Consider the following 23,879-nt stretch of genomic DNA (forward strand, 5'->3'; position numbering starts at 1 on the left):
CTTATGTTCCCTCCCTCGACCCGGCTCCCGCGCGCTGCAGCTGGTAGTGCAGCTGCGATTTGATTTCGGGCCATTCGCCGCGCACGATGCTGTACATGACGGTGTCGCGCACGGTGCCGTCGCGGCGCGGGGCGCTGTGGCGGATCACGCCATCTTTTTTGGCGCCGAGGCGTTCGATGGCCGCCTGCGAGGCATGGTTGAAGTTATCGGTGCGCAGGCCGACCACCGCGCAGCCGAGGGTGTCGAAGGCGTGCGAGAGCAGCAGCAGTTTGCAGCTGGTGTTGACGTGGCTGCGCTGGCGGCTTTTGGCATACCAGGTCCAGCCGATCTCGAGGCGGTCGACCTTGGGCAGGATGTCGTGGTAGCTGGTCGAACCCACAATGACGCCGCTCGAGACGTCGATCACGGCAAAGGCCAGCCGGTCGGGCATCTCGAGCGCATGGCCGATGTACTGCTCCACGCTGTGCGGTTCCGGCACCGAGGTGACGCGGATGTTCCACAGTTCGCCGTCGCTGGCCGCAGCGCGCAGGCCGTCGGCGTGCGCGAGCGACAAAGGCTCGAGGCGCACACCGTTGAATTCGAGAGTGAGGGCGTCGACCTGGATCATCAGCGGTTGGTCCGCGACATGTACACCAGGCGCTCGAACAGGTGCACGTCCTGCTCGTTCTTGAGCAGGGCGCCGTGCAGCGGCGGCACGATGGCCTTGGCGTCGCCGCTGCGCAGCGCTTCGGCCGGGATGTCTTCGGCCAGCAGCAGCTTGAGCCAGTCGAGGAATTCGGAGGTCGAGGGCTTTTTCTTCAGGCCCGGCACGTCGCGCACTTCGTAGAAGCTTTGCAGCGCCTGCTCCAGCAGGTCCTGTTTCAAGGTCGGGTAGTGCACCTTGACGATCTCCTCCATCGTGTCCTTGTCGGGGAATTTGATGTAATGGAAGAAGCAGCGGCGCAGGAATGCGTCCGGCAGTTCCTTTTCATTGTTCGAGGTGATGATCACCAGCGGGCGGTGCTTGGCCACGACCATTTCGCGCGTCTCGTAGACGTAGAACTCCATGCGGTCAAGTTCGCGCAGCAGGTCGTTGGGGAACTCGATGTCGGCCTTGTCGATCTCGTCGATCAGCAGCACCACCGGCTCGGGCGCGGTGAAGGCCTGCCACAGCACGCCCTTGACGATGTAGTTGTGGATGTCGCGCACGCGCTCGTCGCCGAGCTGGGAGTCGCGCAAACGCGACACCGCGTCGTACTCGTACAGGCCTTGCTGGGCCTTGGTGGTGGACTTGATATGCCACTGCATCAGCGGCATGTTCAGGGCCGCCGCGACTTCTTCGGCCAGCATGGTTTTGCCGGTACCCGGCTCGCCCTTGATCAGCAGGGGACGCTGCAAGGTGAGGGCGGCGTTGACCGCCAGTTTCAGGTCGGCGGTGGCGACGTAACTGCTTGAGCCCTGGAAGCGGTGCGCCTGCGAAGTCGATGCGTGCATGTGCGTGTATGGTCAAAAGTGGAATTATTTCGAGTATATGCCAGAAGCGGAAGGGCGGCACTGCAACACAGTGAAGTGGACGCGTCACGTCAGTTCGGTTAAACTCTCAGGTTGATAGTGCAAAACATAATAAGTTTGCACGTGCGATACCCGATTATCACTTACCCTCGCCACCATGAAAAAACTCATCGCACTCCTCGTGCTCGCCTGCGTCGCGAACGTGTCCGCCGCAGCGGACATCGTTGGAAACGCCAAGGCTGCCAAAGTTGAACAATGTATCGGCTGCCACGGCATCCCCGGTTACAAAGCGACTTTCCCCGAAGTCTATCCGGTGCCGATGATTGGCGGCCAGTCGGCCAAGTACATCGAAAACGCGTTGAATGCCTATAAAAAGGGCGACCGCAAACATCCTTCGATGCGCGGTGTGGCCGGCAGCATGACCGACCAGGAAATCGCCGATGTCGCTGCCTACTACTCGCAGCAAGTGAAAAAATAAGGACAGAGCCATGAAAAAACTGATGATCGCCCTGTTCTGCGGCGCTGTATCCATGAGCGCAAGCGCCGGCGGCAATATCGCCAATGGCGAAGCCCTGGTCAAGAAATACAACTGCGCGTCCTGCCACGGCGCCGACTTCACCAAGTCGACCGACCCGAGCTACCCCAAGCTGGCAGGCCAGCACGCCGAATACCTGAAGCACGCGCTGATCGCCTACAAGCGCGGCGAAGGCCCGAACGGCCGTAACAACGCCATCATGGGCGGCTTTGCCAAGCCATTGTCGAACAAAGAAATCGACGACATCGCAGCCTACCTGCACAGCCTTCCTTCGGGACTGGTGCTGCAGCGCTAATCAGCACGCAGCCGCGGCACGCACCCGCAGTACCCCGAGCGCCTTCCACCTTCTCCTTATCGGGAAGGGGAGGGCGTTTTGTATTGAGACCCCGCTGACGGAGCCGCGTTTGCCTACCTTCTCGCCCCACTACCTCAAATCGAACCTGCTCAGCGGCCTGACCGTGGCGCTGGCCATGGTGCCGGAGGCGATCGCCTTTGCGCTGGTGGCGCACGTGTCGCCGCTGACCGGCCTGTACGCCGCTTTCATGGTGTCCTTGATTACCTCGGCCATCGGCGGGCGGCCGGGCATGATTTCGGGCGCGACCGGTGCGCTGGCGGTGGTGATGGTGGCGCTGGTGGTCTCGCACGGGGTCGAATACCTGTTCGCCACGGTGGTGCTGATGGGGCTTTTGCAGCTGCTGTTCGCCGCCGCCCGGCTGGGCAAATTCATCCGCATGGTGCCGTATCCGGTCATGCTCGGGTTTGTGAACGGGCTGGCGATGGTGATCTTCATGGCGCAGTTCGGGCACTTCAAGGTGCCTGGGGACGACGGCGCGCAGCACTGGATGACCGGGGCGCCACTGTATACGATGCTCGCCCTGGCGGCGCTGACCATGGCGGTGATCTACCTGCTGCCGCGCCTGACAAAAGCGTTTCCCTCGACCCTGGCCGGCATCCTGCTGGTGTCGGTGCTGGTGGCCACGCTCGGCATCGACACCAAGACCGTGGGCGACCTGGCCTCGATCAAGGGCGGCCTGCCGGCGTTCCACCTGCCCGATGTCCCTCTGAACTGGGCGACCCTGTGCATCATTTTTCCTTACGCGCTGGTGCTCGCCGCGGTGGGGCTGATCGAGTCGCTGCTCACGCTCACGCTGATCGACGAGATGACCGACACGCGCGGCCAGCCGAATCGCGAAAGCATGGCGCAGGGCGTGGCCAACGTGGTCACGGGCCTGTTCGGCGGCATGGGCGGCTGCGCCATGATCGGCCAGAGCATGATCAACGTGAACAACGGCGCTACCGGGCGCCTGTCGGGCATCGCCACCGCCGTGTTCCTGCTCTCGTTCATCCTGTTCGCCTCCGCATGGATCGAACGCATTCCGCTGGCCGCCCTGATCGGCGTGATGTTCGTGGTGTGCCAGAAGACCTTCGCCTGGGGCAGTTTTCGCCTGTTCGGCAAGGTGCCGCGCGCCGATATCGCGGTCGGCCTGCTGGTCGCTGTCATTACACTGATCTTCGACCTGGCCATTGCGGTGGTCGCCGGCGTGATCGTCTCGGCGCTGGTCTTCGCGTGGGAGCACGCCAAGCGGATCCGGGTTTCCATCCATCCGGACCAGCAGGGCGCCAAGGTGTACGAACTGGAAGGAACGCTGTTTTTCGCCTCGGTGGCGCAGTTTAACCAGCTGTTTACGCCCAAGGACGATCCGCAGGACGTGGTGGTCGATTTTGCGCGCGCGCGCGTGGTCGATCATTCGGCGATCCAGGCCATCGACGCCCTGGCGCTGCGCTACCGCCAGGCCGGCAAGCGCCTGCACCTGCGCCACCTGAGCCCCGACTGCCGCGAGCTGCTGGAAAACGCGCGCGACATGATCGAGGTGAACCTGGCCGAGGATCCGCGCTACCGCATCGCCGACGACAAACTGGCCTGAGCCTGACGATGCGGGCCGCGCTCTCCTTACTCCTGCTGCTGGCAATGGGGCAGGGCGTGTTCCTGGCGATTGCGCTGCTGGCCGCGCGCCAGGCCGAGCTGCGCGGGGCCAACCGCCTGCTGGCGGGGCTGCTGCTGGGGAGCGTGGCGGTCATCGGGCACGCCTGGCTGGGCATCAACCGTCTATATACGAGCTATCCGCACAGTGCCCTCGCGATTGCCACCATTGGTTTGCTGAGCGGGCCGCTGCTGTATCTCTATCTGCGCAGCGCGCTGACCGAACGGCGCCTGGCCGCGCGCGACTGGCTCCATGGCGCGCCGTTTTTGCTGGCCACCGGCGCCATGCTGCCGTTTTACCTGCAAAGCGCCGAGGCCAAGCTGGCCTGGATGCTTCAGCGCCCGGTGCTGCCGTGGTATATCGGGCTGTCGGTGCTGGTCAAGACGGCGATGTTTATCTGTTATGTCGTCGCCAGCTACCGCCTGATGCGCGGCGCCGCCAGCGGTCCGCTGGCCGGCGGCCTGGCGCGCCTGGCCAGGATCTGGGTGGTCGGCGCGGCCGGCAGCGTGGCTGCCTTCGGCATCGAGTTTTTCGACGTGGCGCTGCCGCTGTCGTCGGACGCGGTGGGCGCCATCGCGCTGGCCTGTTTTGTCTACGCGACCGCGTTCCTGGCGATCCGCCTGCCGCTCGGGTATCGCCCGCATTTGCCGGCGCCCGCGCCGTTGCCGCAAGCGGCGCCGCGCTACGCCAACAAGCGGCTGTCGGAACCGGACCGCGCCAGCTTTCTCGACGCTCTGAAACGGTGCATGGAAGTCGACCAGGCGTATCGCAACGGCGAACTGACGCTCGATGAACTGGCCGCGCTGCTGGCCATGACGCCGCACGAACTGTCGCAGCTGATCAACGATGCCTGCGGCGTCAACCTGCAGGAATACCTGAACCGCTACCGGGTCGACGCGCTCAAAGCGGCCTTGCTGGCGCCCGGGCAGGCCAGCGTCAGCATTCTCGACCTGGCGCTGGCGTGCGGCTTTAACAGCAAGACCACGCTGAACCGCGCTTTCAAGAAGCAGACCGGCCTGACCCCGTCGGAATTCCGGCGCGGCGGCGCCGGAACAGGTGCGGACCCAGGTGCCGAATCATCATCTGGCACGACTCTGCCGGGCTAAATCGTGAAAATGGGTCCATTCGCCCCTTCACTTCCAGCCACGGAGATATGATGAAACCTGCCCTCTTGCCGGCCCTTTTGGCCACCCTGATGCTGTGCACCCCGGCCGTTGGCGCCGGCCAGACCTGGATTTCGAACGTCAAACTGGTCTCGCCCGAAAAACTCGACCGCGTCGAAACCGGCAGTGTACTGATCGACGCCGGCCGCATTGCGCGGGTCGAGCGCGGCCGGTCCGGGCCGGCGCCGGCCGGCGCCACGGTGGTCGACGGCAAAGGCTACTACCTCACCCCCGGCCTGATCGACTCCCATGTGCACCTGCATGCCGTGCCGGGCATGAGCATGGCGCAGGGCGCGTCCGGCGACAGCCTGGCCCGGGCTTACTTTCGCCAGATGCCGCGCTCGTTCCTGTATCACGGTTTTACCACCGTGATCGACCTGGCGGTGTCGGACTACGGCGTGATCGAGCGCTTGCGCAAGGAGCCGCTGCATCCGGACGTATTCCACTGCGGCGAAGCGCTGGTGCTGGCCAACGGCTACCCGATGTCGTTCTACGCGCCCGATAAACGCTTCCAGAGCTTCGGCAACTACCTGTTCGATCCGGCCATGCCGACCGCCGTGCCGGCGCAGTTTGCGCCTGCGGCGCACACTGTGGCGGCGGGCGTGGCGCGGGTGGCGAAAGCCGGCGGAATCTGCGTGAAGACCCACTTCGAGCGCGGTTTCGGGGCCGACCGCAACCTGCCGGTGATGAGCCGCGCCAAATTTGCCGAAGTGCGGGCCGCGGCCACGCAGGCGGGCAAAGTGCTGGTCACGCACGCCAATTCGTTCGAAGCGCAGTCGTTCGCGGTGGCCGGCCGCGCCGACGTGCTGGCGCACGGCATGTGGCACTGGGGCGCGCTGAACGGGCAGGCCGGCCTGCCCGGCGAGATCAAGGCGCTGCTCGACCGGATCGTCGAGCAGCGCACCGGGTACCAGCCGACCATGCAGGTGCTGCATGGCCTGCGCGCGTATGTGGAGCCGGATTACCTGAACGATCCGGCGCTGCGCAAGGTGGTGCCGGCGTCGCTGCTGGCCTGGTTTTCGACGCCGCAAGGCCAGTGGTTCAAGCCGGAAGTGACCGACGGCGAGGAGGACGCCGCCGTCATGCAGGGCATGGAAGGGCCGCTGCGGCGCCAGCGCGCGGTGGTGGCCTACCTGGCCGGGCGCGATGCCAACTTCGTGTTCGGGTCGGATACGCCATCGTCGCCGACGTATGGCAATTTACCGGGCTTGAATGGGTATCGCGAGATGCGGCAGCTGCACGCGGCGGGCATGTCGCTGGCGCAGATCTTCAAGGCGGCCACGATGAACAATGCGCGCACTTTCGGGCTCGATCGGGAACTGGGCTCGATTGAAGTGGGCAAGGCGGCCAATCTGCTGCTGCTGAAAACTTCGCCGCTGGACGACATCAGCGCCTACGACAGCGTGGTGACGGTCTGGGTGCGCGGGCGCCAGGCGCCGCGCGAGGCGCTCGCCGCCGACTATGAATAGCGCCAGAGAATAGAGCCAGAGCCGGCTGGCCGGATCAGGCGCAGCGCGCGCGCACGCACTCGACGTACGCCACGCTGTCCGGCGGCACGCCGTTGCGCTGCGAGGTCCAGATCATCTGGCCCAGGCATTCCATGATTTCATGATGGGCGTCGTGCGCGCCCAGGCGCTGGGTCAGCGCGTTGCAGGCCGCGCGAATCCCGGGCGGCTGGTCGATCGAGACCTGCTCGGCGATCGACAAATGCATGGACAGGTGCAAAAACGGATTGGCCTGCCCGCCCTCGACCGAATAATCGCGCGCCAGCGCCGCTTCGGCGTCGGACAGCACATCGGCGTATTCGGGATGCTGGACGATCCAGTCGGCGGCGATGGCGTCCATCGGGCTGAGGATCTCGCCGCTGCGCTGCTTGCGGTAGGCTTCGCAGAAAAAACGGCGAACGTCGTCGGAGGAGGGGGTGAACATGATTGGCGGGGCGGGCAAATGAGGTAGGCCACATTGTACCGCCATCGCCGCGCCCTCGTCGCTGCGGCTAGTTCTTCCTCGGCTTGCACTCGGCGCTGATGCTTTCCATGGTCTGGCGCGCCAGTGCCGGCTCGCCCGAGATGCGCTGGAGTGACGCGATGTAGGCGCCGGCCCGGCAGGCGCGCGCCTGCGCCTGGGTGCTGCCGTCGCGGGCGGCGGCCATCAGGGCGGCGGCGTCGATCCGGCCCAGGTAGAAGCTGGCCACCGGCGCCGGCCAGCGCGTGTCGGTGGCCGCCGCCAGGTCGCGCCTGGCCGCCTCGCGCTCGCCGGCCTGGACCTGGGACAGGAACAGCTCCAGGTCCAGCTCGATCTTGTCGGGCTTGCCGGCCAGGGCGGCGCGCAGGCGCGTGACCGCCTCCTTCGGCTTGCCGGCTTCGCGCAGCAGGCGTGCCGTCAGCACCAGCGCGGCCGGATGGTTCTGCGCGGCCGCCTTGTCGAGCCACGCGTTGGCCTCGACCTGGTCCTTGGGCAGGCGCGCGCCGTTGTAGAAGTCGCGCGCCAGGATGTACTGGGCGTCGGCGTTGCCGCCGTTGGCCTCCTGGCGCACCAGGGTCAGGTTGCCGCTGCCCGGCTTGGCGAACACCTCGCCGCCCAGGTAGCTCAGGTAAACGCGGCGCTGGCTGTTGGCAAACAAGACCCGGTGCGCGCGCAGGAAGTCGGTGCCGAGGATGACATCGACCTGTCCATACTCGCGGTTGAGCGATTCGGCGATGGCGATATCGGCATTGCGCACCGTCTCGTCGCCGATGGTGAAAGTCTTGAAGACGGCGTTCCAGCGCGCCGCCCTGCCGCCGCCGGCGCCGATGAAAAAGCCGTTGCGCTTCACGTCCGCCATGTCGGTGGTGACGCCGGCGCGCCGCGCGGCGCTCTGGCTGATCGAACTGACGCCCGCGCCGGTGTCGAGAATCGCCGAGAGCATCACGCCGTTGACCCGCACCTCCACCTGCGGCGTGGCCGCCTTGCCGCTGGCGCCGCAGCTGGAGGTGCAAGTCATCGGCACCACCATGGCCTGCGCATCCCAGTACGACAGCAGATTGTCGTCATTGCAGTTGTCGCTGCGGTGAAAGCGCACCACCTTGTCGGCCAGCGCCACTTCGAGATCGGACTGCATCAGGAAGTCGGCGCCCACGATCGCGTCGTACCAGGGCGTGATGCCCATCTCGCCGAGGACCGGCAGGGTGATCTTGCCGCCGCCGCTAGGGCCGATGGTGAAGTCGTCCAGGTTGGCCAGATAGAGTGCGCTGCTGCCGCCCGTTCCCAGCACTTTACGGCCGCCGCTCGAGCGCAGCGCCAGTTTGCGGTTCTCGGCGCCGGTGCGGGTCAGCATGGTCATGAAGGCGCCGGTATCGAGCAGCATGAGCGCCGGCTTGCCGTTGATGCTGCCTTGCACGGCTGGCTGCAGCGTGGCGCCGCGCAAGGTGATGGGCACCTGCTGCTGCTGGACGAATGTGCAGGTGGTGGACGGGGCGGCAAGGCCGGTGGCGGGCGCCGCCAGGCACAGGGCCGACAGCAGCAGGGCGCAGCAGGGGGAACGGAAGAGGGAGGGGAAGAGGGCGAGGAACATGGGGGCCGATTGTACTCTGGCCGCTGGCGGGAAACGCCATGCGGCGGACGAAAAAACGGCGCCGTGAAGCGCCGTTTTGTGTGGCTTGCTAGTCCTTGCTCGGCACCAGCACCAGTTGCGGTTCCGGGGCGCAGGGCTGATCCGGGGCTGGCTGGCGCGGCGCGTGCGGCTGGCGAAGGTAGCGCGCCGTGTGGCGCCGTTCGTGCGTATGGCCGCCGTTGGCCGGCCAGGTCAGGAAACGCGACAATTCCTGCAAGGCGCGCTGGTACACATCGCGCTTGAACTCGATGACCACATCGAGCGGTACCCAGTAATCGTGCCAGCGCCAGGCGTCGAACTCGGGGTGGTCGGTCAGGCGCAGATTGACGTCGTTATCACGGGCACACATGCGCAGCAGGAACCAGATCTGCTTCTGCCCGCGGTAATGGCCGCGAATTTCGCGCTTGATAAAATGGTCGGGTACTTCATAGCGCAGCCAGTCGCGGGTACGGCCCACAATCTTCACATGCTCCTGGCGCAGCCCTATTTCTTCCTCCAGTTCGCGATACATTGCCTGTTCCGGTGTCTCACCGTATTTAATGCCCCCTTGCGGGAACTGCCACGAGTGCTCGCGCACCCGCTTGCCCCACCACACCTCGTTATGGGCGTTCAGCAGGATGATGCCGACGTTGGGCCGGAACCCTTCACGGTCGAGCATAGTGCACCTCGAAACTTTCTGCCAGCGCGCGCCTTCTTTACATATTTACCCACAAATTCTGGTCCCCGCCCGGCTTTCGGGGTACGAAAACGGCAGGAACCGCGTCAAACGGGTCCATTTGTATAAGATTTGGACGCATCAGCCAGCTAATCCTTTAAAATTAGGTTGATTATAACCCTCTCTTTTTAAAAAGAATTCACCGATATGCGTGCCTCCCGTTTTTTTATTTCAACTTTAAAAGATGCACCTTCCGACGCTGAAATCGTCAGTCACCAGCTGATGATGCGCGCAGGAATGATCAAGCGCCTCGGCTCCGGTATCTACACCTACATGCCGACCGGCTTGCGCGTGATCCGCAAGGTCGAAGCAATTATCCGCGAGGAAATGAACAAGGCTGGCGGTATCGAACTGCTGATGCCGCTCGTGCAACCAGCCGAGCTGTGGCAGGAAACCGGCCGCTGGGAAAAGATGGGCCCGGAACTGATGCGCGTGAAAGACCGTCACGGCCGCGAATACGCGATCCAGCCGACTTCCGAAGAAGTCATCACCGACGTGGTGCGCTCCGAGATCAAGTCGTATCGCCAGCTGCCGCTCAATTTTTATCACATCCAGACCAAGTTCCGCGACGAGCGCCGTCCGCGTTTCGGCCTGATGCGCGGGCGTGAATTCACGATGAAGGACGCGTACTCGTTCGACCGCGACGAAGCGAGCATGAAGGCCTCGTACCAGATCATGTACGACGCCTACACCGCCATTTTCAACCGCTTCGGTTTGAAGTTCCGCGCGGTGGCGGCCGACAACGGCGCCATCGGCGGCTCCGGCTCGCACGAATTCCACGTCATCGCCAGCACCGGCGAAGACGCCATCGTCTACTGCCCGACTTCCGACTACGCGGCCAACATGGAAGCGGCCGAAGCGCTGCCGCTGGCCGAAGCACGCGCCGCGGCCGCCGCAGCGCTGACCAAGACCGCCACCCCTGGCGCGACCAAATGCGAGGCCGTGGCCGAGATGCTCAAGCTGCCGCTGAGCCAGACCGTCAAGACAATCGCCCTGACGGTGGAAAAGGAAGTCGCGGGCAAGCAGGTGTTTGAGAACTGGATGCTGCTGCTGCGCGGCGACCATGAACTCAACGAGATCAAGGTCGGCAAAGTGCCTGGCCTGGCCGGTCACCGTTTCGCCACCGAAGCCGAGATCCTGGCCTGCTACGGCAGCATTCCAGGCTATCTGGGCCCGATCGGCACCAAACAGCCGGTCACCATCGTGGCCGACCGCACGGTCGCCAACATGGCCGATTTTGTCTGCGGCGCGAATGAAGAAGGCTTCCACTACACGGGCGCCAACTGGGTGCGCGACCTGCCGGAAGCGTTGGTGGCCGACCTGCGCAACGTGGTCGAAGGCGACGCTTCGCCGGACGGCAAAGGCGTGCTGGCGATCGAGCGCGGCATCGAAGTGGGCCACGTGTTCCAGCTCGGGACCAGCTACTCCGAGAGCATGAAAGCGACGTTCCTGGACGAAAACGGCAAGCCTGCGCCGCTGCAGATGGGCTGCTACGGGATTGGCGTCACGCGCATCCTGGGCGCGGCGATCGAACAGAATTTCGACGACAAGGGCATCATCTGGCCGGCCGCCATCGCGCCGTTCGAAGTGGTGTTGTGCCCGATGGGGATGGACCGCAGCGAGATGGTCAAGACCGAAGTCGAGAGCCTGTACGCGGCGCTGCAAGCGGCTGGAGTGGACGTCATCGTCGACGACCGCGGCCTGCGTCCGGGCGCCATGTTCGCCGACTGGGAACTGATCGGCGTGCCGCACCGCGTGGTGATCGGCGAGCGTGGCCTGAAAGAAGGCAACCTCGAATACCAGGGCCGGCGCGACCTTGAGGCGACCGCCGTGCCGGTGGCTGGCATGGCCGAGTTCATCAAAGGCAAATTGAGCCAGTGAGCACGTCGTTCATGGTGAATGGACTGGTGCAGGCGGTGCTGGCGGCCGGTCTGCTCTGGTCCTGGGCCGCGTGGGCGGGCAACCAGAAAGAGGAGGCCATGGCCGACTCGGTGCGGGTGGCCCTGTCGAACGCGATCAGGGACACGCGTCCGCCGCAGCCGGTATTTCGCGACGAAGCGGCGCGGGTGCGCTACCAGCAATGGCTGTCGGCCATGTCGGACCGGCTCAAGCGCAAGCTGCCGGACGAGCAGGTGCGGCTCGAATTCCTGCAATCGGTCTGGTACGAATCGAACCGTGCCGGACTCGATACGGGGCTGGTGCTGGGGCTGATCCAGGTCGAATCGGCGTATCGCAAGTACGCCGTCTCGATGGTGGGCGCGCGCGGCTACATGCAAGTGATGCCGTTCTGGACCAACGCGATCGGCGACAGCGACCGCAGCAAGCTGTTCCACATGCAAACGAACCTGCGCTACGGCTGCTCGATTTTGCGCATGTACCTCGACATCGAAAACGGCAACCTGTACCTGGCGCTGGGCCGCTACAACGGCAGCCGCGGCAAACCCGCCTACCCCAACGCGGTACTCTCCGCCTGGGAAAAGTGGAAATTTCCTACCTAAAAACCCGGACCCCGCCTACAACCGGGGTCAGAGCTCTGACTCGAAACATTTGCCATTACCCACAACCGGGGTCAGAGCTCTGACTTGCAATTAGTTGCCAAATTAGCCTACCGGCGTGATGACCTGCGGGGCGTGTGCGCCGCAACGGGTTTCACTGTTGAAAAAGCCGCTCGTTTGCCGGCCCACCAATGCGAAGGAACAAGCGATCTTGAGCCGTAGCCGTCGCCACAATCCCATCTGGGGCATCTGTGTTTCGAGCAGCGAGCGCTGGTGCAAGAAAACCTGGCATCGCCGTTTCCGTAAAAATGAGCGCCATACGCTGGGCACGGCCTCGCCAGAGGCCCTTGAGGCCCATTTGCCTGTCGCGGAACGTGAGGTCAGCAACGTATGGGCAATGCAGAAGGACGGTCATCGTTACCATTCCTTGAGCGATCGGGCGGAGTGGGCGGAGTGGAGCGCCGCACGCCAGGGAAAGACACCTCACGAGCGCACGGCCCTCAAAAAACGCTGGATGCACAAATTGATGGGCAAATGACACGCTCCATTCCGCTGTGGCGAGGAAAGATTTCGAATTAGAGCTCTGACCCCGGTTGTAGGAAGTTCGGCGCTGGCGGTCGGAGTTTGTGCCAAATGTTGCTAGTCAGAGCTCTGACCCCGGTTGGGAGTCTTGCACTCTGGTAGCACGGGCGGCAGCGGGCGGTGTAGACTGCCTTTTTTCTCGGAGCTCACGAAAGTGCACATGCGATTGACTCTTCTTGCCGCAGCGTCCGCGCTGGCGGTCTTGGCGGGATGCGCCAGCGTCCAGCCGCCGTCCCAGGCCCTCATCCACACCCACGCGCCAGCCAAGAACATCATCTTCTTCCTCGGCGATGGCATGGGCATCAATACCCTGACCGCCGCCCGTATCTATGCCGTCGGCGAAGAGGGCGAGCTGACCCTCGACACCCTGCCCGAATCGGCCTTCGTCAAGACCTTTTCCAACGATGCCCAGGTCACCGACAGCGCCGCGTCGATGTCGGCGTATATGACCGGGGTGAAGGTGAATAACAATGTGCTGTCGATGAGCTCCGATACGCCAGCCACCGCTCCCGCTCTTGACGCCGCCGGTAACAGGCTGGCCGGGCGCTGCGCCACGGGCCGACCGGTCGCCACCCTGGCCGAACTGGCCAGGCAGCGCGGCATGTCGGTCGGCGTGGTCACCACCACCCGCGTCACCGACGCCACCCCGGGCGCGGTGTTCGCGCATGTGTGCCATCGCGGCATGGAGAACGATATCGCCGCCGCCCTCGTTCCCGGCGGCGCCGGCTACAACGCGGCCCTCGGCGCGCGCGGCCTCGATGTGCTGCTGGGCGGCGGCAGCGCCCATTTCACGCCCTCCGCCAAAGGCGGCAAGCGCAGCGACGGGCGCGACCTGCTGGCCGAACTGGCCGCGCAGGGCGTGCGCACCGTGGCCGACAGCGCCCAGCTGCGCGCGGTCGATACGTCCGCCAGCGCGCCGCTGGTCGGCTTGTTCGCCGCGCACGACCTGAGCTTCGATTCGATGCGCGATGCGGCCCAGCAGCCATCCTTGCCGGAGATGGCGGGCAAGGCCATCGGCATCCTGGCGAATAATCCGAAAGGCTTCTTCCTGGTGGTCGAGGGCGGCATGATCGATCTGGCACTGCATAATTCGAACGCGCGCCGCGCGCTGCAGGAGACGGTCGTCTTCGACAATGCCCTCAAGGCGGCCATCGCGCAGATGCGGGCCATCGATCCGGACCTGAAAAACACGCTGATCGTGGCCACCGCCGACCATGATCATTCGCTGCTCCTGAACGGCTATGCGCGCCGCACCGGCAAGACCACGCCGGCCGAACCGGGCGTGCTGGGATTGATGCGCCGGGTCGATAACAACGAGATCAAGCTCGATGCCGATGGCGCGCCGTTTACCATCATCGGCTTCGGGGCCGGCGAAAACCGGGTGCGGGGCAGCCGCGGCGCGGCCCCGCACCTGACCAGCGCCCAGGTCAGCGCCGACGATTACCGCCAGGAGGCGGTGGTGCGCACCGAGCCCGGTTACGAGACCCACAGCGGCACCGATGTGTACCTGGGCGCGGTCGGCGCGGGCGCCGCGCGCTTCGGCGGCACCATCGATAACACCCGCGTGTTCGAACTGATCAAGGCGGCCGCCGGCTGGTAAGCCGCGCTCCCTTTGTAACGTCACCATTATGAGAGTCACCATGACGCTATCCCGTTTTCCATCGCTCCTGCTGGCCGCTTCGTGCGCGCTGGCGCCATCCCTGGCCTTCGCCGCGCCGCCCGCCAGGAACATCCTCTTCTTCCTCGGCGACGGCATGGGGCCGACCACCATCACCGCCGCGCGCATCTACCGCTACAAGGAGGAGGGCTTGCTCCACTTCGAGCGCATGCCGCATTCGGCGCGCATCAAGACCTATTCGAACGATGCCCAGACCACCGACAGCGCGCCGTCGATGGGTTCCTACATGACCGGCATCAAGATCAATAACGATGTGATTTCGATGGCCGACGCCAAGCCCTTCGGGCCGCGCAAGGATGCCAACGGCAATGCCAGCATCGACGCCTGCCCGGCCGGGAACGGGCGCGCGGCGGCCACCATCCTCGAACTGGCCAAGGCGGCCGGCAAGTCGGTGGGCTCGATCACGACCACGGAGCTGACCCACGCCACGCCGGCGTCGACCTTCTCGCATGTGTGCGACCGCGACATGGCGTACCAGATCGCGGCGCAGGTGGTGCCGGGCGGCGCCGGCTACAACCCGGCCTTGATGGATGGCGTCGATGTGCTGATGGGCGGCGGGCGCAATCACTTCACGCCGTTCGACGCGGCGCATAATTCCAAGGGCCGCGCCGACGGACGCGATCTGATGGCCGAATTGGCGGCGCGCGGCTACACGGTCGCCGCCGACGCGGACCAGATGCGGGCGGCGCCGCCGGGCAAGAAATTCGTGGGTATTTACAGCGATGTGAGCCATCTCGACTACGCGCTGGCGCGGCGCGCCGGCCAGCCGGCCCTGGCGCAGATGACGTCCAAGGCGATCGACCTGCTGGCGCCCAACCCGAAGGGCTTTTTCCTGATGGTCGAAGGCGGCAAGATCGATCATGCGCTGCACGATACCAATGTGAAGAACGCGCTGGCCGAGACGGTCGACTTCGACGAGGCCATCAGGACGGCGCTCGAGAAGATGGAGGCGCTCGATCCGGGCCTGCGCAATACGCTGCTGGTGGTCACCGCCGACCACGATCACACGATCGTGATGAACGGTTACGCCAAACGCGGCAGCTCGATCCTCGATATCGTGCGCAATGTGGACGATGGCGCGCCGGCGCGCGATGCCGATGGCAAGACCTATACCGCGCTGGTGTTCGGCAATGGCCCGAACCGCCCGCATCAACGGGCCGATGTCGACAGCGCGCAGGCGCAGGCCGATGACTACCACCAGGAGACCGGGGTGCGCCTGAAAGGCGAGACCCACGGCGGCGGCGACGTGAAGCTGTTCGCCAGCGGCGCCGGCGCGGGGGTGTTCAAGGGAACCATGGAAAACACCAGGGTGTTCCACCTGATGAAGGCGGCCTTCGGCTTTTAAGCAGCTGCTTGAAACGCGTCGCCCAAACAAAAAGCCCCGTTCGCGAGAACGGGGCTTTTTGTAATCCGGCTTGGACAGGCGAACTGGTTTTTATTTCAGATGGTCGGAAATGAGTTTCGTCATTTCGAACATCGAGACCTGCGCTTTGCCGCCGAAGACTGCTTTGAGCTTGTCGTCAGCATTGATCATGCGGCGGTTGGCCGCGTCTTGCAGATCGAGCTTCTTGATGTAGTCCCAGACTTTCTTGGTCACTTCGGTGCGCGGCAGCGGCGTTGCGCCAACCACGGCTGCCAGGACGGCGGACGGAGTCATCGCCTTCATGAAGGCGGCGTTCGGCTTGCGTGGGGCTGCTGCAGGTTTTTTTGCGGCTGCTGCTTTTGGTGCTGCCGCAGCTTTCGCTGGAGCGGCTTTCTTCGCTGCTGCCGGCTTTGCCGCTGCGGCTGGCTTAGCTGCGGCGGCCTTTTTTGCTGGCGCTGCTGCTGGGGTTTTTTTGGCTGTTGCCATCTTCAAGCCTCCTTAACGAACACATGGGAAATTGCGCAATTCATCGCACGGCTTATATTGGTGGGGATTTACCGATGACGCAAGTGTTTTTCAAGAATTTTTCGGCGTTTTCATAGGGAAAAGGCGGAACGATGGCCCGAGAAGGCCGATTTTGCTGGATCGAGGAGAAGAACCGTTGAACCGTCGCCCCCGCGCAGGCGGGGGGCCAAGTTCTTCGCTGAGCAGCCAACTTGGGCCCCCGCCGTCGCGGGGGCGACGGTTTGACGGTCCGGGGCTGGCGCGAACAGTCGGTAGCGGCAGAATGCTTAGCGCATCCCGCCCGGCATCATGCCCTTCATCGAGCGCATCATTTTCATCATGCCGCCGCCTTTGAATTTCTTCATCATGGCCTGCATCTGGTCGTATTGCGCCAGCATGCGGTTTACTTCCTGCACCTGCACGCCGGCCCCGGCGGCGATGCGGCGCTTGCGCGTGGCCTTGATCAGTTCCGGCTTGGCGCGCTCCTGCGGCGTCATCGAGTCGATGATGCCGACCATGCGCCGCACCTGCTTGTCGGCCTGGTCCATGTTGGCGCCGCCGGCGGCCTGCTGGAACTGGGCCGGCAATTTGTCGATCAAACTCGACATGCCGCCCATTTTCTTCATCTGGCCCAGCTGCGACTTGAAGTCGTTCATGTCGAAACGGCCGCCGACCTTGATCTTGTTGGCCAGATCGGCGGCGGCCTTGCTGTCGACGCCCTTGCGCGCTTCTTCGACCAGCGCCAGGATGTCGCCCATGCCCAGGATACGGTTGGCCATGCGCTGGGCGTCGAAGGCTTCGAGGCCGTCGAGTTTTTCGGACACGCCGGCAAACTTGATGGGTTTACCGGTAATGTGGCGCACCGACAGCGCCGCGCCGCCGCGCGAGTCGCCATCGAGCTTGGTGAGCACGATGCCGGTCAGCGGCAGCGCGTCGTTAAAGGCCTTGGCGGTGTTGATCGCATCCTGGCCCAGCATGGCGTCGACCACGAACAGGGTTTCGATCGGGTTGACCGCCGCATGCACGGCGGAGATCTCCTGCATCATCGCTTCGTCGATGCCCAAACGGCCGGCGGTGTCGATGATCAGCACATCGTGGTAGTGCTTCCTGGCCCAGTCGAGCGCGGCCAGGGCGATGTCGACCGGCTTGTCGGTGGCGGCGGACGGGAAGAAGTCGGCGCCGACCTGCCTGGTCACCGATTCGAGCTGGGCGATCGCGGCCGGACGGTACACGTCGGCCGAGACGGTCAGGACCTTCTTCTTTTTCTCTTCCTTGAGGTACTTGGCCAGTTTGCCGACGGTGGTGGTTTTACCCACACCCTGCAGGCCGGCCATCAGGATGATCGCCGGCGGCTGCTGGGCAAAGCTCAGCTGCGACGCTTCGGGACCCAGATCGGCGCCCATCAGCGCGCCCAGCTCGCGCTGGACCACGCCGACCAGGGCCTGGCCCGGGCTGAGCGAGGCCAATACTTCTTCGCCGAGGGCTTTTTCCTTGACCCGGCTGATGAACTCGCGCACGGCGGGCAGGGCCACGTCGGCTTCGAGCAGGGCCAGGCGCACTTCGCGCAGCATCTCGGCGGTATTCGATTCGGTCAGACGCGCCTCACCGCGCATGGTCTTGACGACCTTGGCAAGGCGTTGGGTTAAGTTATCTAGCATGGCAGACCTGACTAATATATAGGGCGATGCCGGCACGCGCCGGTTGTGGCGTCATTTTACCCTATGTCCAAAGGAAAAAAGACCGGCGCCGGGCCGGTCTTGGGAAGGCTGCGCGCGCGCCGTTTTACGGCAAGCTCAGCTTGACGATGGCGTTGCCCGAGATCAGCGCGTAGCTGTTGGCGCCGATCCGCACGATGTTCCTCGGATTGTCCAGCGTGACCGGGGCGGCGCCGGGGATGGCGAGCGCCGGCCCGGCCTTGCCGGCCACGATGGTCGATACGCCCGCCGGCGTGATGCGGGTGACCGTGTTGGCGGCGGCGTCGGTCACATAGCGGTTGCCGGCGTCGTCGAAGGCCGCGCCGACGTCGGGCGGTACCCCGCTTGTGACGGGGATGACATGGCGCTCAGGCGTCACGCGCCGCACGACCTTGTGCGCATCCTGGACATACAGGTCGCCCACCTTGTCGAAACCGAGAATGTAGGGCGCCTGGAAGATGGCGCCCCTGCCGATGCCGCCGCCGGTGGTGCCGACATACGCACTCCATTCGCCCTGCGGGTTGAGCATGACGATTTCTTGCCCGGACGGCGTTGCTTCGAGGTAGCTGGCCACGGTCGAGATATAGATATTGCCGGCCTTGTCGGCGGCGATCCCGCTGGCGATGCCGCCGGCCCGGAACAGGGTGGTGACGCTGCCGTCGGGCGCGATCTTGCGCAGGTGGATGCCGCTGGCGGGAAAGGCGCCGATGTTTTCGTGGCGCAGCAGGGGCCGCTCGATGGCGTACAGGGTGCCGGACGGCGTGACCGCCAGCCCATGCGGGCCGCGCAGGCGCGCCGCCGCGCCGGTGCCGTCGACCGCCGTCTCCGACAGATTGGGTTTGCCGGCAAACAAGGTCAACTTGCCGTCCGCGCCGAGCACGGAGATATGCTGGTTGAACACCACGTACATGGTTCCCTCGCGGTCGGCCAGCAGGGTGCGTGCTTCCGGCAAGGTGATCGCGCTGGTGGTGACGACGCCGTCCAGGCTGACCCGGCGCAGCGCAAAATTGTCGATCACCAGCAGCTGGCCGTCGTGGTACACCATGCTGGCCGGATTGGCGAAGCGCGCGGCGTCGCCTTTGCCGTCGCGCGCGCTGTCGCGCACGGGCGTCCAGTCGACCCCGGCCACCGTGCTGACCATGCCTTGCGGCGTGACCTTGCGGATCCGCGTCTCATCGGCAAAGTACAGGTTGCCGGCGGGGTCGAGCGTGACGGTGTCGACCCGGATCCACTCGATGCTCACGCCCAGGCCCGGGCCTTCCGTGGCGCACGGGCGCTGGGGCGAGCTGACCTCGCCAGCGTTCGGGACGGCATATTGCTCGCATCCGGCCAGCGCGGTCTCCTTGCCGTCGGCCTCGATGCGCACAATCTGATGCGGGGTAATGCGGTAACCGATGCCGGCGGCGCTGGTGAGCATGCGTCCGCCACCGCGGGCGAAGGGCAGGGGCGTCGCCGTGCCGTCCTTGCCCAGCAGGACGGTCTGGCTCAGGACCGTGCAATACACCTGGTCGCGGGCGTCGACGGACAGGCGCGGGCCGTCATAGTTGTGGATGGCGTCGAGTCGATCGTCGAACGGGTTCAGGTACATGGTGCGCACCGTGCCGTTGCGCTCCACGCTGCGCACCGCATAGCCATAGTAATAGTCGGCGCCGCTGCCCAGGCTCTTTGGCTCGCTGACATAGATCGTGCCCTTGCTGTCGATGTCGGCATCGTAGATGCGGCTGAAACGGGCATCCGCGCCGACGCCGTCGGCGCGCCCGGTGTTGCCGTGCTCGCCGGCGATCAGGGTCAGCTCGGGCACCGGGGCGGGCGCCGGCGGTGGGCCCGGCGGCGTTGGCGCCGGGGTGGGTGTCGGGGTGGAGTCGCCGTCGCCGCCGCCGCCACAGGCGGCCAGCAATGCCGCGGCGCCCATCTGGAGCGTCATGCGGCGTAGTTGGAAAGTGCGTACAGTCATGGCGTAATCCTCTCTGGAAAGTTTGTTCATTATATTCAGTTAATGTTTTCCAATATGTAACGGAGTGTGCGGAACTGTTGTATTGCCCGCTCTGCCGCGCCTGCGTATGCAATATGGGTACCACTGTCTCTTTCTCATGCGCCTGCCTGGTTTTTCCGCACAAAGCTTGCGCCAGTCGTGGGACTGCGCGGGTTTGTCGCGATACCTTTCTCTAAAGCAATCGACCCCGCTCCCCATCGACTCTGCAGCATTGACCGGAGATTGGCATGACAGGCAAGCATATTGGCAAGATCGTCCGCACCACCCTGGTACTGGCGGCGCTGTGCGCCGGCGCCGCCACCCAGGCGCAGGAGGTGGTTCGACTCGGCAACCTCAAGTTCGCGCATTTCGGCGCCGTCGCGTACATCAAGGAAATCGCGCCCGCCTGCGGCATCAAGGTTGAAGAGAAAATTTTCGCCAAGGGGCTCGACGTGATGCAGGCGATCATCGCCGGCGAACTCGATGTGGGGGCGACCGCGTCCGAGGCGGCCATTTCGGGCCGCGCCAGCGGTGCGCCGATCGTGGTGGTGGCCGGTTTCGCCAGGGGCGGCGCGCGCCTGGTGGCGCGCCACGGCCTGGGCGTGAAGGGCATGCGCGAGCTCAAGGGCAAGAAGGTGGGCGTGACGCGCGGCGGCATCCAGGAAGTGCTGCTGATGGCCGAACTGCAACAGCACGGCATGAGCGCCGACAGTGCGCCCGGCAAGGATGTGCAGCTGATTTACCTGCCGTTCGCCGACCTGAATCAGGCGCTGATGGGCGGCGACATCGACGCCATGATGCAGTCCGAACCGCAATCCTCGCAAGCCATCAACAAGGGTTTCGGGGTTGAAGTGCTGAAACCCTACGATACCCCGATCGGCGAGCCGGTGCGCACCCTGGTGATGACCGAAGCGTTCTACAGCGGCAAGCGGGCGCTGGCCGAAAAATTCATGCGCTGCTTCGTGCAGGCCACGCGCACCTTCATCAGCGAGCCCGCAGTGGCCGAAAAATATGTGCGCGAGACCATCTTCAAGGGCCAGATCAGCAAGGACGACTTCGAGGACGCGATCGCCAATTCGCCGTATTCGTTCGATGTGACGGCCGCGCATATCCAGATCACCACCGACACCATGGTCAAGACCGGGGTGGGACGGATGGTGCGCCCGCCAAGGGCGAGCGACTGGGTGCGCATCGACCTGCTCGAGGCGGCCAAGAAAAGCGCGGGCGTGCGCTAGCAGGCGCGCGGTAGCAGGCGCGCGGTAGCAGGCGCGCGGTAGCAGGCGCGCGGTAGCAGGCGCGCGGTAGCAGGCGCGCGGTAGCAGGCGCGCGGTAACTGGCATCCGACAACCCGATCCGGAGGCGGCATGGACAGCAGGCGCTTACGCGAGAGGGGCATCGGCCTGGTGGTGCCGGTGCTGGTGATCGGCCTCTGGCAGCTGGCGGCGCTGCGCGGGCTGGTCAATCCGCAGGTCTTGCCGTCGCCGCTGGCGGTGCTGCGCAAGTGGATCGAGTACCTGCTGCCGCTGCAGCCGTACGCGGACGGCAGCTGGCTGGCCTGGGCCTTTTCGGGCGAGCTGATGGTCGATGCGCTCACCAGCATGGTGCGGGTGCTGCTCGGCTTTGCCATCGGGGCCGGGCTGGCGCTGCCGCTCGGGCTGGCGATGGGCGCGAACGCGCGCGTGTACGCCTGGCTCAACCCGCTGGTGCAGCTGCTGCGCCCGATTCCGCCGATCGCCTACATTCCGCTGGCCATCCTGTGGTTCGGGCTGGGCAACCCGCCGGCCGTGTTCCTGATCGCGCTGGGGGCGTTCTTTCCGGTGCTGATCAATACCATCGCCGGGGTGCGCCAGGTCGACGCCATCTACCTGCGCGCCGCGCGCAACCTGGGCGCCAGCGGCCACACCCTGTTCCTGCGCGTGATCCTGCCGGCCGCCGTGCCCTATATTCTGTCGGGCGTGCGGATCGGGATCGGCACCGCCTTCATCGTGGTGATCGTGTCCGAAATGATCGCGGTGAACAATGGCCTGGGTTTCCGCATCCTGGAAGCGCGCGAGTATTTTTGGTCCGACAAGATCATGGCCGGGATGATCAGCATCGGCATGCTGGGGCTGGCGATCGACGCCGGCATGGACCGCCTGAACAACTATCTGCTGCGCTGGCACCGCGGCCTGGAGAACTGAGATGAGCGCAGCGCCGATCCATATCGAGGGCGTCGACAAGGTCTTCGGCAGCGCCGGGCGCGAGCTCGTCGCGCTGCGCGGCATCAGCCTGACCATCCCGGCCGGGCAATTCACCTGCCTGCTGGGGCCGTCGGGCTGCGGCAAGTCGACCCTGCTCAACGCCGTGGCCGGGTTTGCGCCGCCCACGCGCGGGTCGATCCGCACCGGCGCGCGCGAAGTGACCGGGCCGGGGCCGGAGCGCGGCATGGTGTTCCAGGAGTACGCGCTGTTCCCGTGGATGACGGTCGAGCAGAACATCGCCTTCGGCCTGCACATCAAGGGGCTTGGCAAGGCGGCCATCGCGGCGACCATCGGCGCGCTGCTCGAGACGCTGGCGCTGACCGATTTTCGCCAGCGCTATCCGAAGGACCTGTCGGGCGGGATGCGCCAGCGCGTGGCCATTGCGCGCGTGCTGGCGCTGGACTCGCCGATCATGCTGATGGACGAGCCGTTCGGCGCGCTCGACGCCCTGACGCGGCGCAATCTGCAGGACGAATTGCTGCGCATCTGGGCGGACACCGGCAAGACCATCCTGTTCGTCACGCACAGCATCGAAGAAGCGATCTACCTGGCCGACCGGATCGTGGTGATGACCTACCGGCCCGGCACGGTCAAGCGCGATGTGGCGGTCGATCTGGCGCGCCCGCGCGACCCCTCCGCGCCCGCCTTCAATGCCCTCAAGCGCGAACTGGGCCTGCTGGTGATGGAGGAACAGCAGCGCCACCACAACGACGAGTTGCGCATGGCGGCCGGCGATTAGGATGGCGCGGGCGGGGCCGTCGGCACGCCGTCCCCGCCAGCACGCCCTGATAGTGTAAACTTGCAGCATGCAGACTTACTTACTTATCGCAGCGGCGCTGCTGTACGCGGTGTGCGCCCTTCTTCCCTCGCCCCGGGGTTCGCTCATTTCGGCCGTCACGGCCGGGGCCTGGCTGCTGCACGGCGCCGCCCTGTGGCTCGACATGATGGCGCCCGGCAGCGTGCGGATCGGCTTCGCGCTGATGATTTCGGCCGCGCTGTGGATCTCGGTGGCGGCCTACTGGATCGAAAACCGCAATTTCGCGCTCGACGGCCTGCGCCGCCTGGTGATGCCGTGCGCCGCCGCCGCCGCGCTGCTGCCGGCCGTGTTCCCGGGCAGCGTGTTGCTGCTCGAAGGGCGCGCGCCGGCCTTCGGCTGGCATATCGCGGTCGCCATCCTGGCCTACAGCACCTTGACGATTGCCGCCTTCCACGCGGTCCTGATGGCCCTGCAGGAAACACGGCTGCATGCGCGCAACCCGAAGGCCGGCTGGCTGGCCACGGCGCTCGACCAGTTGCCGGCCCTCTTGACCATGGAAAAACTGCTGTTTCGCCTGATCTGGATCGGCTTCGTGCTGCTCAGCCTGACCGTGCTGTCGGGGATCGTGTTCTCCGAGCAGTTGTTCGGCACCGTGCTCAAGTGGGATCACAAGAGCGTGTTCGCGCTGCTGTCGTGGTTCCTGTTCGCCGCGCTGCTGGCCGGACGGCGCTGGCGCGGCTGGCGCGGCAAGACCGCGCTGCGCTTCACCCTGGCCGGTTTCGCCACCCTGGTGCTGGCCTATGTCGGCAGCCGTTTCGTTCTTGAAGTGATTTTGCACCGGGGGCTGGCATGATGCGCATTCTGTTCTGGATCGCGCTGGTCGTGCTGGTCATCGCCGCCATTCGCAGCAAGATTCGCGGCAAGCTGCGCGAAATGACGCCGCCGCCCGGCCACCCGGGCCATCCGGGCGCCGGGCCGCGGGCGCCTTTGATGCGCGAACTGGGCGCCACCGTCGAGTGCGCGCACTGCCATGTGTATTTCCCGGAGTCGGAAGCGGTCACGGCCAACGGCCGCGCGTACTGCAGCCCCGAGCACGTCAATCTGCCGCCGGCCTGA

At 65.2% G+C, this 23,879-nt stretch carries 23 protein-coding genes; 15 read left to right on the forward strand and 8 right to left on the reverse strand.

Going from position 1 to position 23,879, the window contains the following annotated elements; all coding sequences use genetic code 11:
- Position 1: 1 nt before the first annotated feature.
- Both F2P45_RS06830 and F2P45_RS06835 read right to left on the reverse strand, forming a co-directional pair.
- Positions 2-607 carry a GNAT family N-acetyltransferase gene (locus tag F2P45_RS06830; protein ID WP_166871853.1) on the reverse strand — a complete coding sequence of 202 codons (606 nt, stop codon included), beginning with the start codon at positions 605-607 and terminating at the stop codon, positions 2-4.
- Positions 607-1,473 (reverse strand): AAA family ATPase, encoded by an 867-nt coding sequence (locus tag F2P45_RS06835; RefSeq protein ID WP_166871856.1) that lies wholly within the window; start codon positions 1,471-1,473, stop codon positions 607-609. The genes F2P45_RS06830 and F2P45_RS06835 overlap by 1 nt, the downstream gene beginning before the upstream one ends.
- 175 nt (positions 1,474-1,648) lie before the next feature.
- Here F2P45_RS06835 and F2P45_RS06840 point away from each other — a divergent pair, with 175 nt between their 5' ends.
- The 5 genes from F2P45_RS06840 to F2P45_RS06860 all read left to right on the forward strand — a co-directional run bounded on the left by F2P45_RS06840 (position 1,649) and on the right by F2P45_RS06860 (position 6,640).
- Entirely contained in the window at positions 1,649-1,969 is a 321-nt protein-coding gene (locus F2P45_RS06840) for a c-type cytochrome (protein ID WP_166871858.1), read from the forward strand.
- Between the two features lie 10 nt (positions 1,970-1,979).
- Positions 1,980-2,321, forward strand: coding sequence for a c-type cytochrome (locus F2P45_RS06845; RefSeq protein ID WP_166871861.1), 342 nt, complete (start codon positions 1,980-1,982; stop codon positions 2,319-2,321).
- A 109-nt stretch (positions 2,322-2,430) separates the two neighbouring features.
- The gene (locus F2P45_RS06850) at positions 2,431-3,951 is read left to right on the forward strand and encodes a SulP family inorganic anion transporter (protein WP_166871862.1); all 1,521 of its coding nucleotides are present in this window, start codon (positions 2,431-2,433) and stop codon (positions 3,949-3,951) included.
- 8 nt (positions 3,952-3,959) lie between these two features.
- Positions 3,960-5,114: a helix-turn-helix domain-containing protein gene (locus F2P45_RS06855; RefSeq protein ID WP_166871865.1), complete on the forward strand. Its 1,155-nt coding sequence runs from the start codon at positions 3,960-3,962 to the stop codon at positions 5,112-5,114.
- A 50-nt stretch (positions 5,115-5,164) separates the two neighbouring features.
- On the forward strand, positions 5,165-6,640 hold the full coding sequence (locus F2P45_RS06860) for an amidohydrolase family protein (RefSeq protein WP_166871868.1): 1,476 nt from the start codon (positions 5,165-5,167) through the stop codon (positions 6,638-6,640).
- Positions 6,641-6,674: 34 nt separating this feature from the next.
- Here F2P45_RS06860 and F2P45_RS06865 read toward each other — a convergent pair whose 3' ends face one another.
- The 3 genes from F2P45_RS06865 to F2P45_RS06875 all read right to left on the reverse strand — a co-directional run bounded on the left by F2P45_RS06865 (position 6,675) and on the right by F2P45_RS06875 (position 9,421).
- Positions 6,675-7,100: a DUF1841 family protein gene (locus F2P45_RS06865; protein WP_166871871.1), complete on the reverse strand. Its 426-nt coding sequence runs from the start codon at positions 7,098-7,100 to the stop codon at positions 6,675-6,677.
- A gap of 67 nt (positions 7,101-7,167) precedes the next feature.
- Positions 7,168-8,724: a retroviral-like aspartic protease family protein gene (locus F2P45_RS06870; protein ID WP_166871874.1), complete on the reverse strand. Its 1,557-nt coding sequence runs from the start codon at positions 8,722-8,724 to the stop codon at positions 7,168-7,170.
- Positions 8,725-8,812: 88 nt separating this feature from the next.
- Complete coding sequence (locus F2P45_RS06875) at positions 8,813-9,421, reverse strand: RNA pyrophosphohydrolase (protein WP_166871877.1); 609 nt, start codon at positions 9,419-9,421, stop codon at positions 8,813-8,815.
- Between the two features lie 204 nt (positions 9,422-9,625).
- Here F2P45_RS06875 and F2P45_RS06880 point away from each other — a divergent pair, with 204 nt between their 5' ends.
- The 5 genes from F2P45_RS06880 to F2P45_RS06900 all read left to right on the forward strand — a co-directional run bounded on the left by F2P45_RS06880 (position 9,626) and on the right by F2P45_RS06900 (position 15,578).
- The gene (locus F2P45_RS06880; RefSeq protein WP_166871880.1) at positions 9,626-11,359 is read left to right on the forward strand and encodes a proline--tRNA ligase; all 1,734 of its coding nucleotides are present in this window, start codon (positions 9,626-9,628) and stop codon (positions 11,357-11,359) included.
- Positions 11,360-11,370: 11 nt separating this feature from the next.
- On the forward strand, positions 11,371-11,976 hold the full coding sequence (locus tag F2P45_RS06885; RefSeq protein WP_166872351.1) for a lytic transglycosylase domain-containing protein: 606 nt from the start codon (positions 11,371-11,373) through the stop codon (positions 11,974-11,976).
- Between the two features lie 157 nt (positions 11,977-12,133).
- The gene (locus F2P45_RS06890; RefSeq protein ID WP_229504947.1) at positions 12,134-12,511 is read left to right on the forward strand and encodes a hypothetical protein; all 378 of its coding nucleotides are present in this window, start codon (positions 12,134-12,136) and stop codon (positions 12,509-12,511) included.
- A gap of 204 nt (positions 12,512-12,715) precedes the next feature.
- Entirely contained in the window at positions 12,716-14,155 is a 1,440-nt protein-coding gene (locus tag F2P45_RS06895; protein ID WP_166871883.1) for an alkaline phosphatase, read from the forward strand.
- A gap of 40 nt (positions 14,156-14,195) precedes the next feature.
- Positions 14,196-15,578: an alkaline phosphatase gene (locus F2P45_RS06900; protein WP_166871886.1), complete on the forward strand. Its 1,383-nt coding sequence runs from the start codon at positions 14,196-14,198 to the stop codon at positions 15,576-15,578.
- 90 nt (positions 15,579-15,668) lie between these two features.
- On the opposite strand, the gene F2P45_RS06905 is transcribed toward F2P45_RS06900, so the two are convergent.
- The 3 genes from F2P45_RS06905 to F2P45_RS35440 form a co-directional block, all read right to left on the reverse strand.
- Complete coding sequence (locus tag F2P45_RS06905) at positions 15,669-16,082, reverse strand: SWIB/MDM2 domain-containing protein (RefSeq protein WP_099875175.1); 414 nt, start codon at positions 16,080-16,082, stop codon at positions 15,669-15,671.
- 305 nt (positions 16,083-16,387) lie between these two features.
- Positions 16,388-17,758 carry a signal recognition particle protein gene (gene ffh, locus F2P45_RS06910; protein ID WP_166871889.1) on the reverse strand — a complete coding sequence of 457 codons (1,371 nt, stop codon included), beginning with the start codon at positions 17,756-17,758 and terminating at the stop codon, positions 16,388-16,390.
- Between the two features lie 124 nt (positions 17,759-17,882).
- Positions 17,883-19,748: an NHL repeat-containing protein gene (locus F2P45_RS35440; RefSeq protein ID WP_187367150.1), complete on the reverse strand. Its 1,866-nt coding sequence runs from the start codon at positions 19,746-19,748 to the stop codon at positions 17,883-17,885.
- Positions 19,749-20,014: 266 nt separating this feature from the next.
- On the opposite strand from F2P45_RS35440, the gene F2P45_RS06920 reads away from it, so the two are divergent.
- From F2P45_RS06920 to F2P45_RS06940, 5 genes are all read left to right on the forward strand, one after another.
- Positions 20,015-21,001 carry an ABC transporter substrate-binding protein gene (locus F2P45_RS06920; protein ID WP_166871892.1) on the forward strand — a complete coding sequence of 329 codons (987 nt, stop codon included), beginning with the start codon at positions 20,015-20,017 and terminating at the stop codon, positions 20,999-21,001.
- A gap of 129 nt (positions 21,002-21,130) precedes the next feature.
- Positions 21,131-21,946, forward strand: coding sequence for an ABC transporter permease (locus tag F2P45_RS06925; protein WP_166871895.1), 816 nt, complete (start codon positions 21,131-21,133; stop codon positions 21,944-21,946).
- Between the two features lies 1 nt (position 21,947).
- Positions 21,948-22,745 carry an ABC transporter ATP-binding protein gene (locus tag F2P45_RS06930; RefSeq protein ID WP_166871897.1) on the forward strand — a complete coding sequence of 266 codons (798 nt, stop codon included), beginning with the start codon at positions 21,948-21,950 and terminating at the stop codon, positions 22,743-22,745.
- 67 nt (positions 22,746-22,812) lie between these two features.
- Positions 22,813-23,616 carry a cytochrome C assembly family protein gene (locus tag F2P45_RS06935; RefSeq protein WP_166871901.1) on the forward strand — a complete coding sequence of 268 codons (804 nt, stop codon included), beginning with the start codon at positions 22,813-22,815 and terminating at the stop codon, positions 23,614-23,616.
- Positions 23,613-23,879 carry a PP0621 family protein gene (locus tag F2P45_RS06940; protein ID WP_166871904.1) on the forward strand — a complete coding sequence of 89 codons (267 nt, stop codon included), beginning with the start codon at positions 23,613-23,615 and terminating at the stop codon, positions 23,877-23,879. Before F2P45_RS06935 ends, F2P45_RS06940 begins: the two co-directional genes overlap by 4 nt.

It is taken from the genome of Massilia mucilaginosa (assembly GCF_011682145.1).
Classification (GTDB): Bacteria; Pseudomonadota; Gammaproteobacteria; order Burkholderiales; family Burkholderiaceae_D; genus Telluria_A; species Telluria_A mucilaginosa.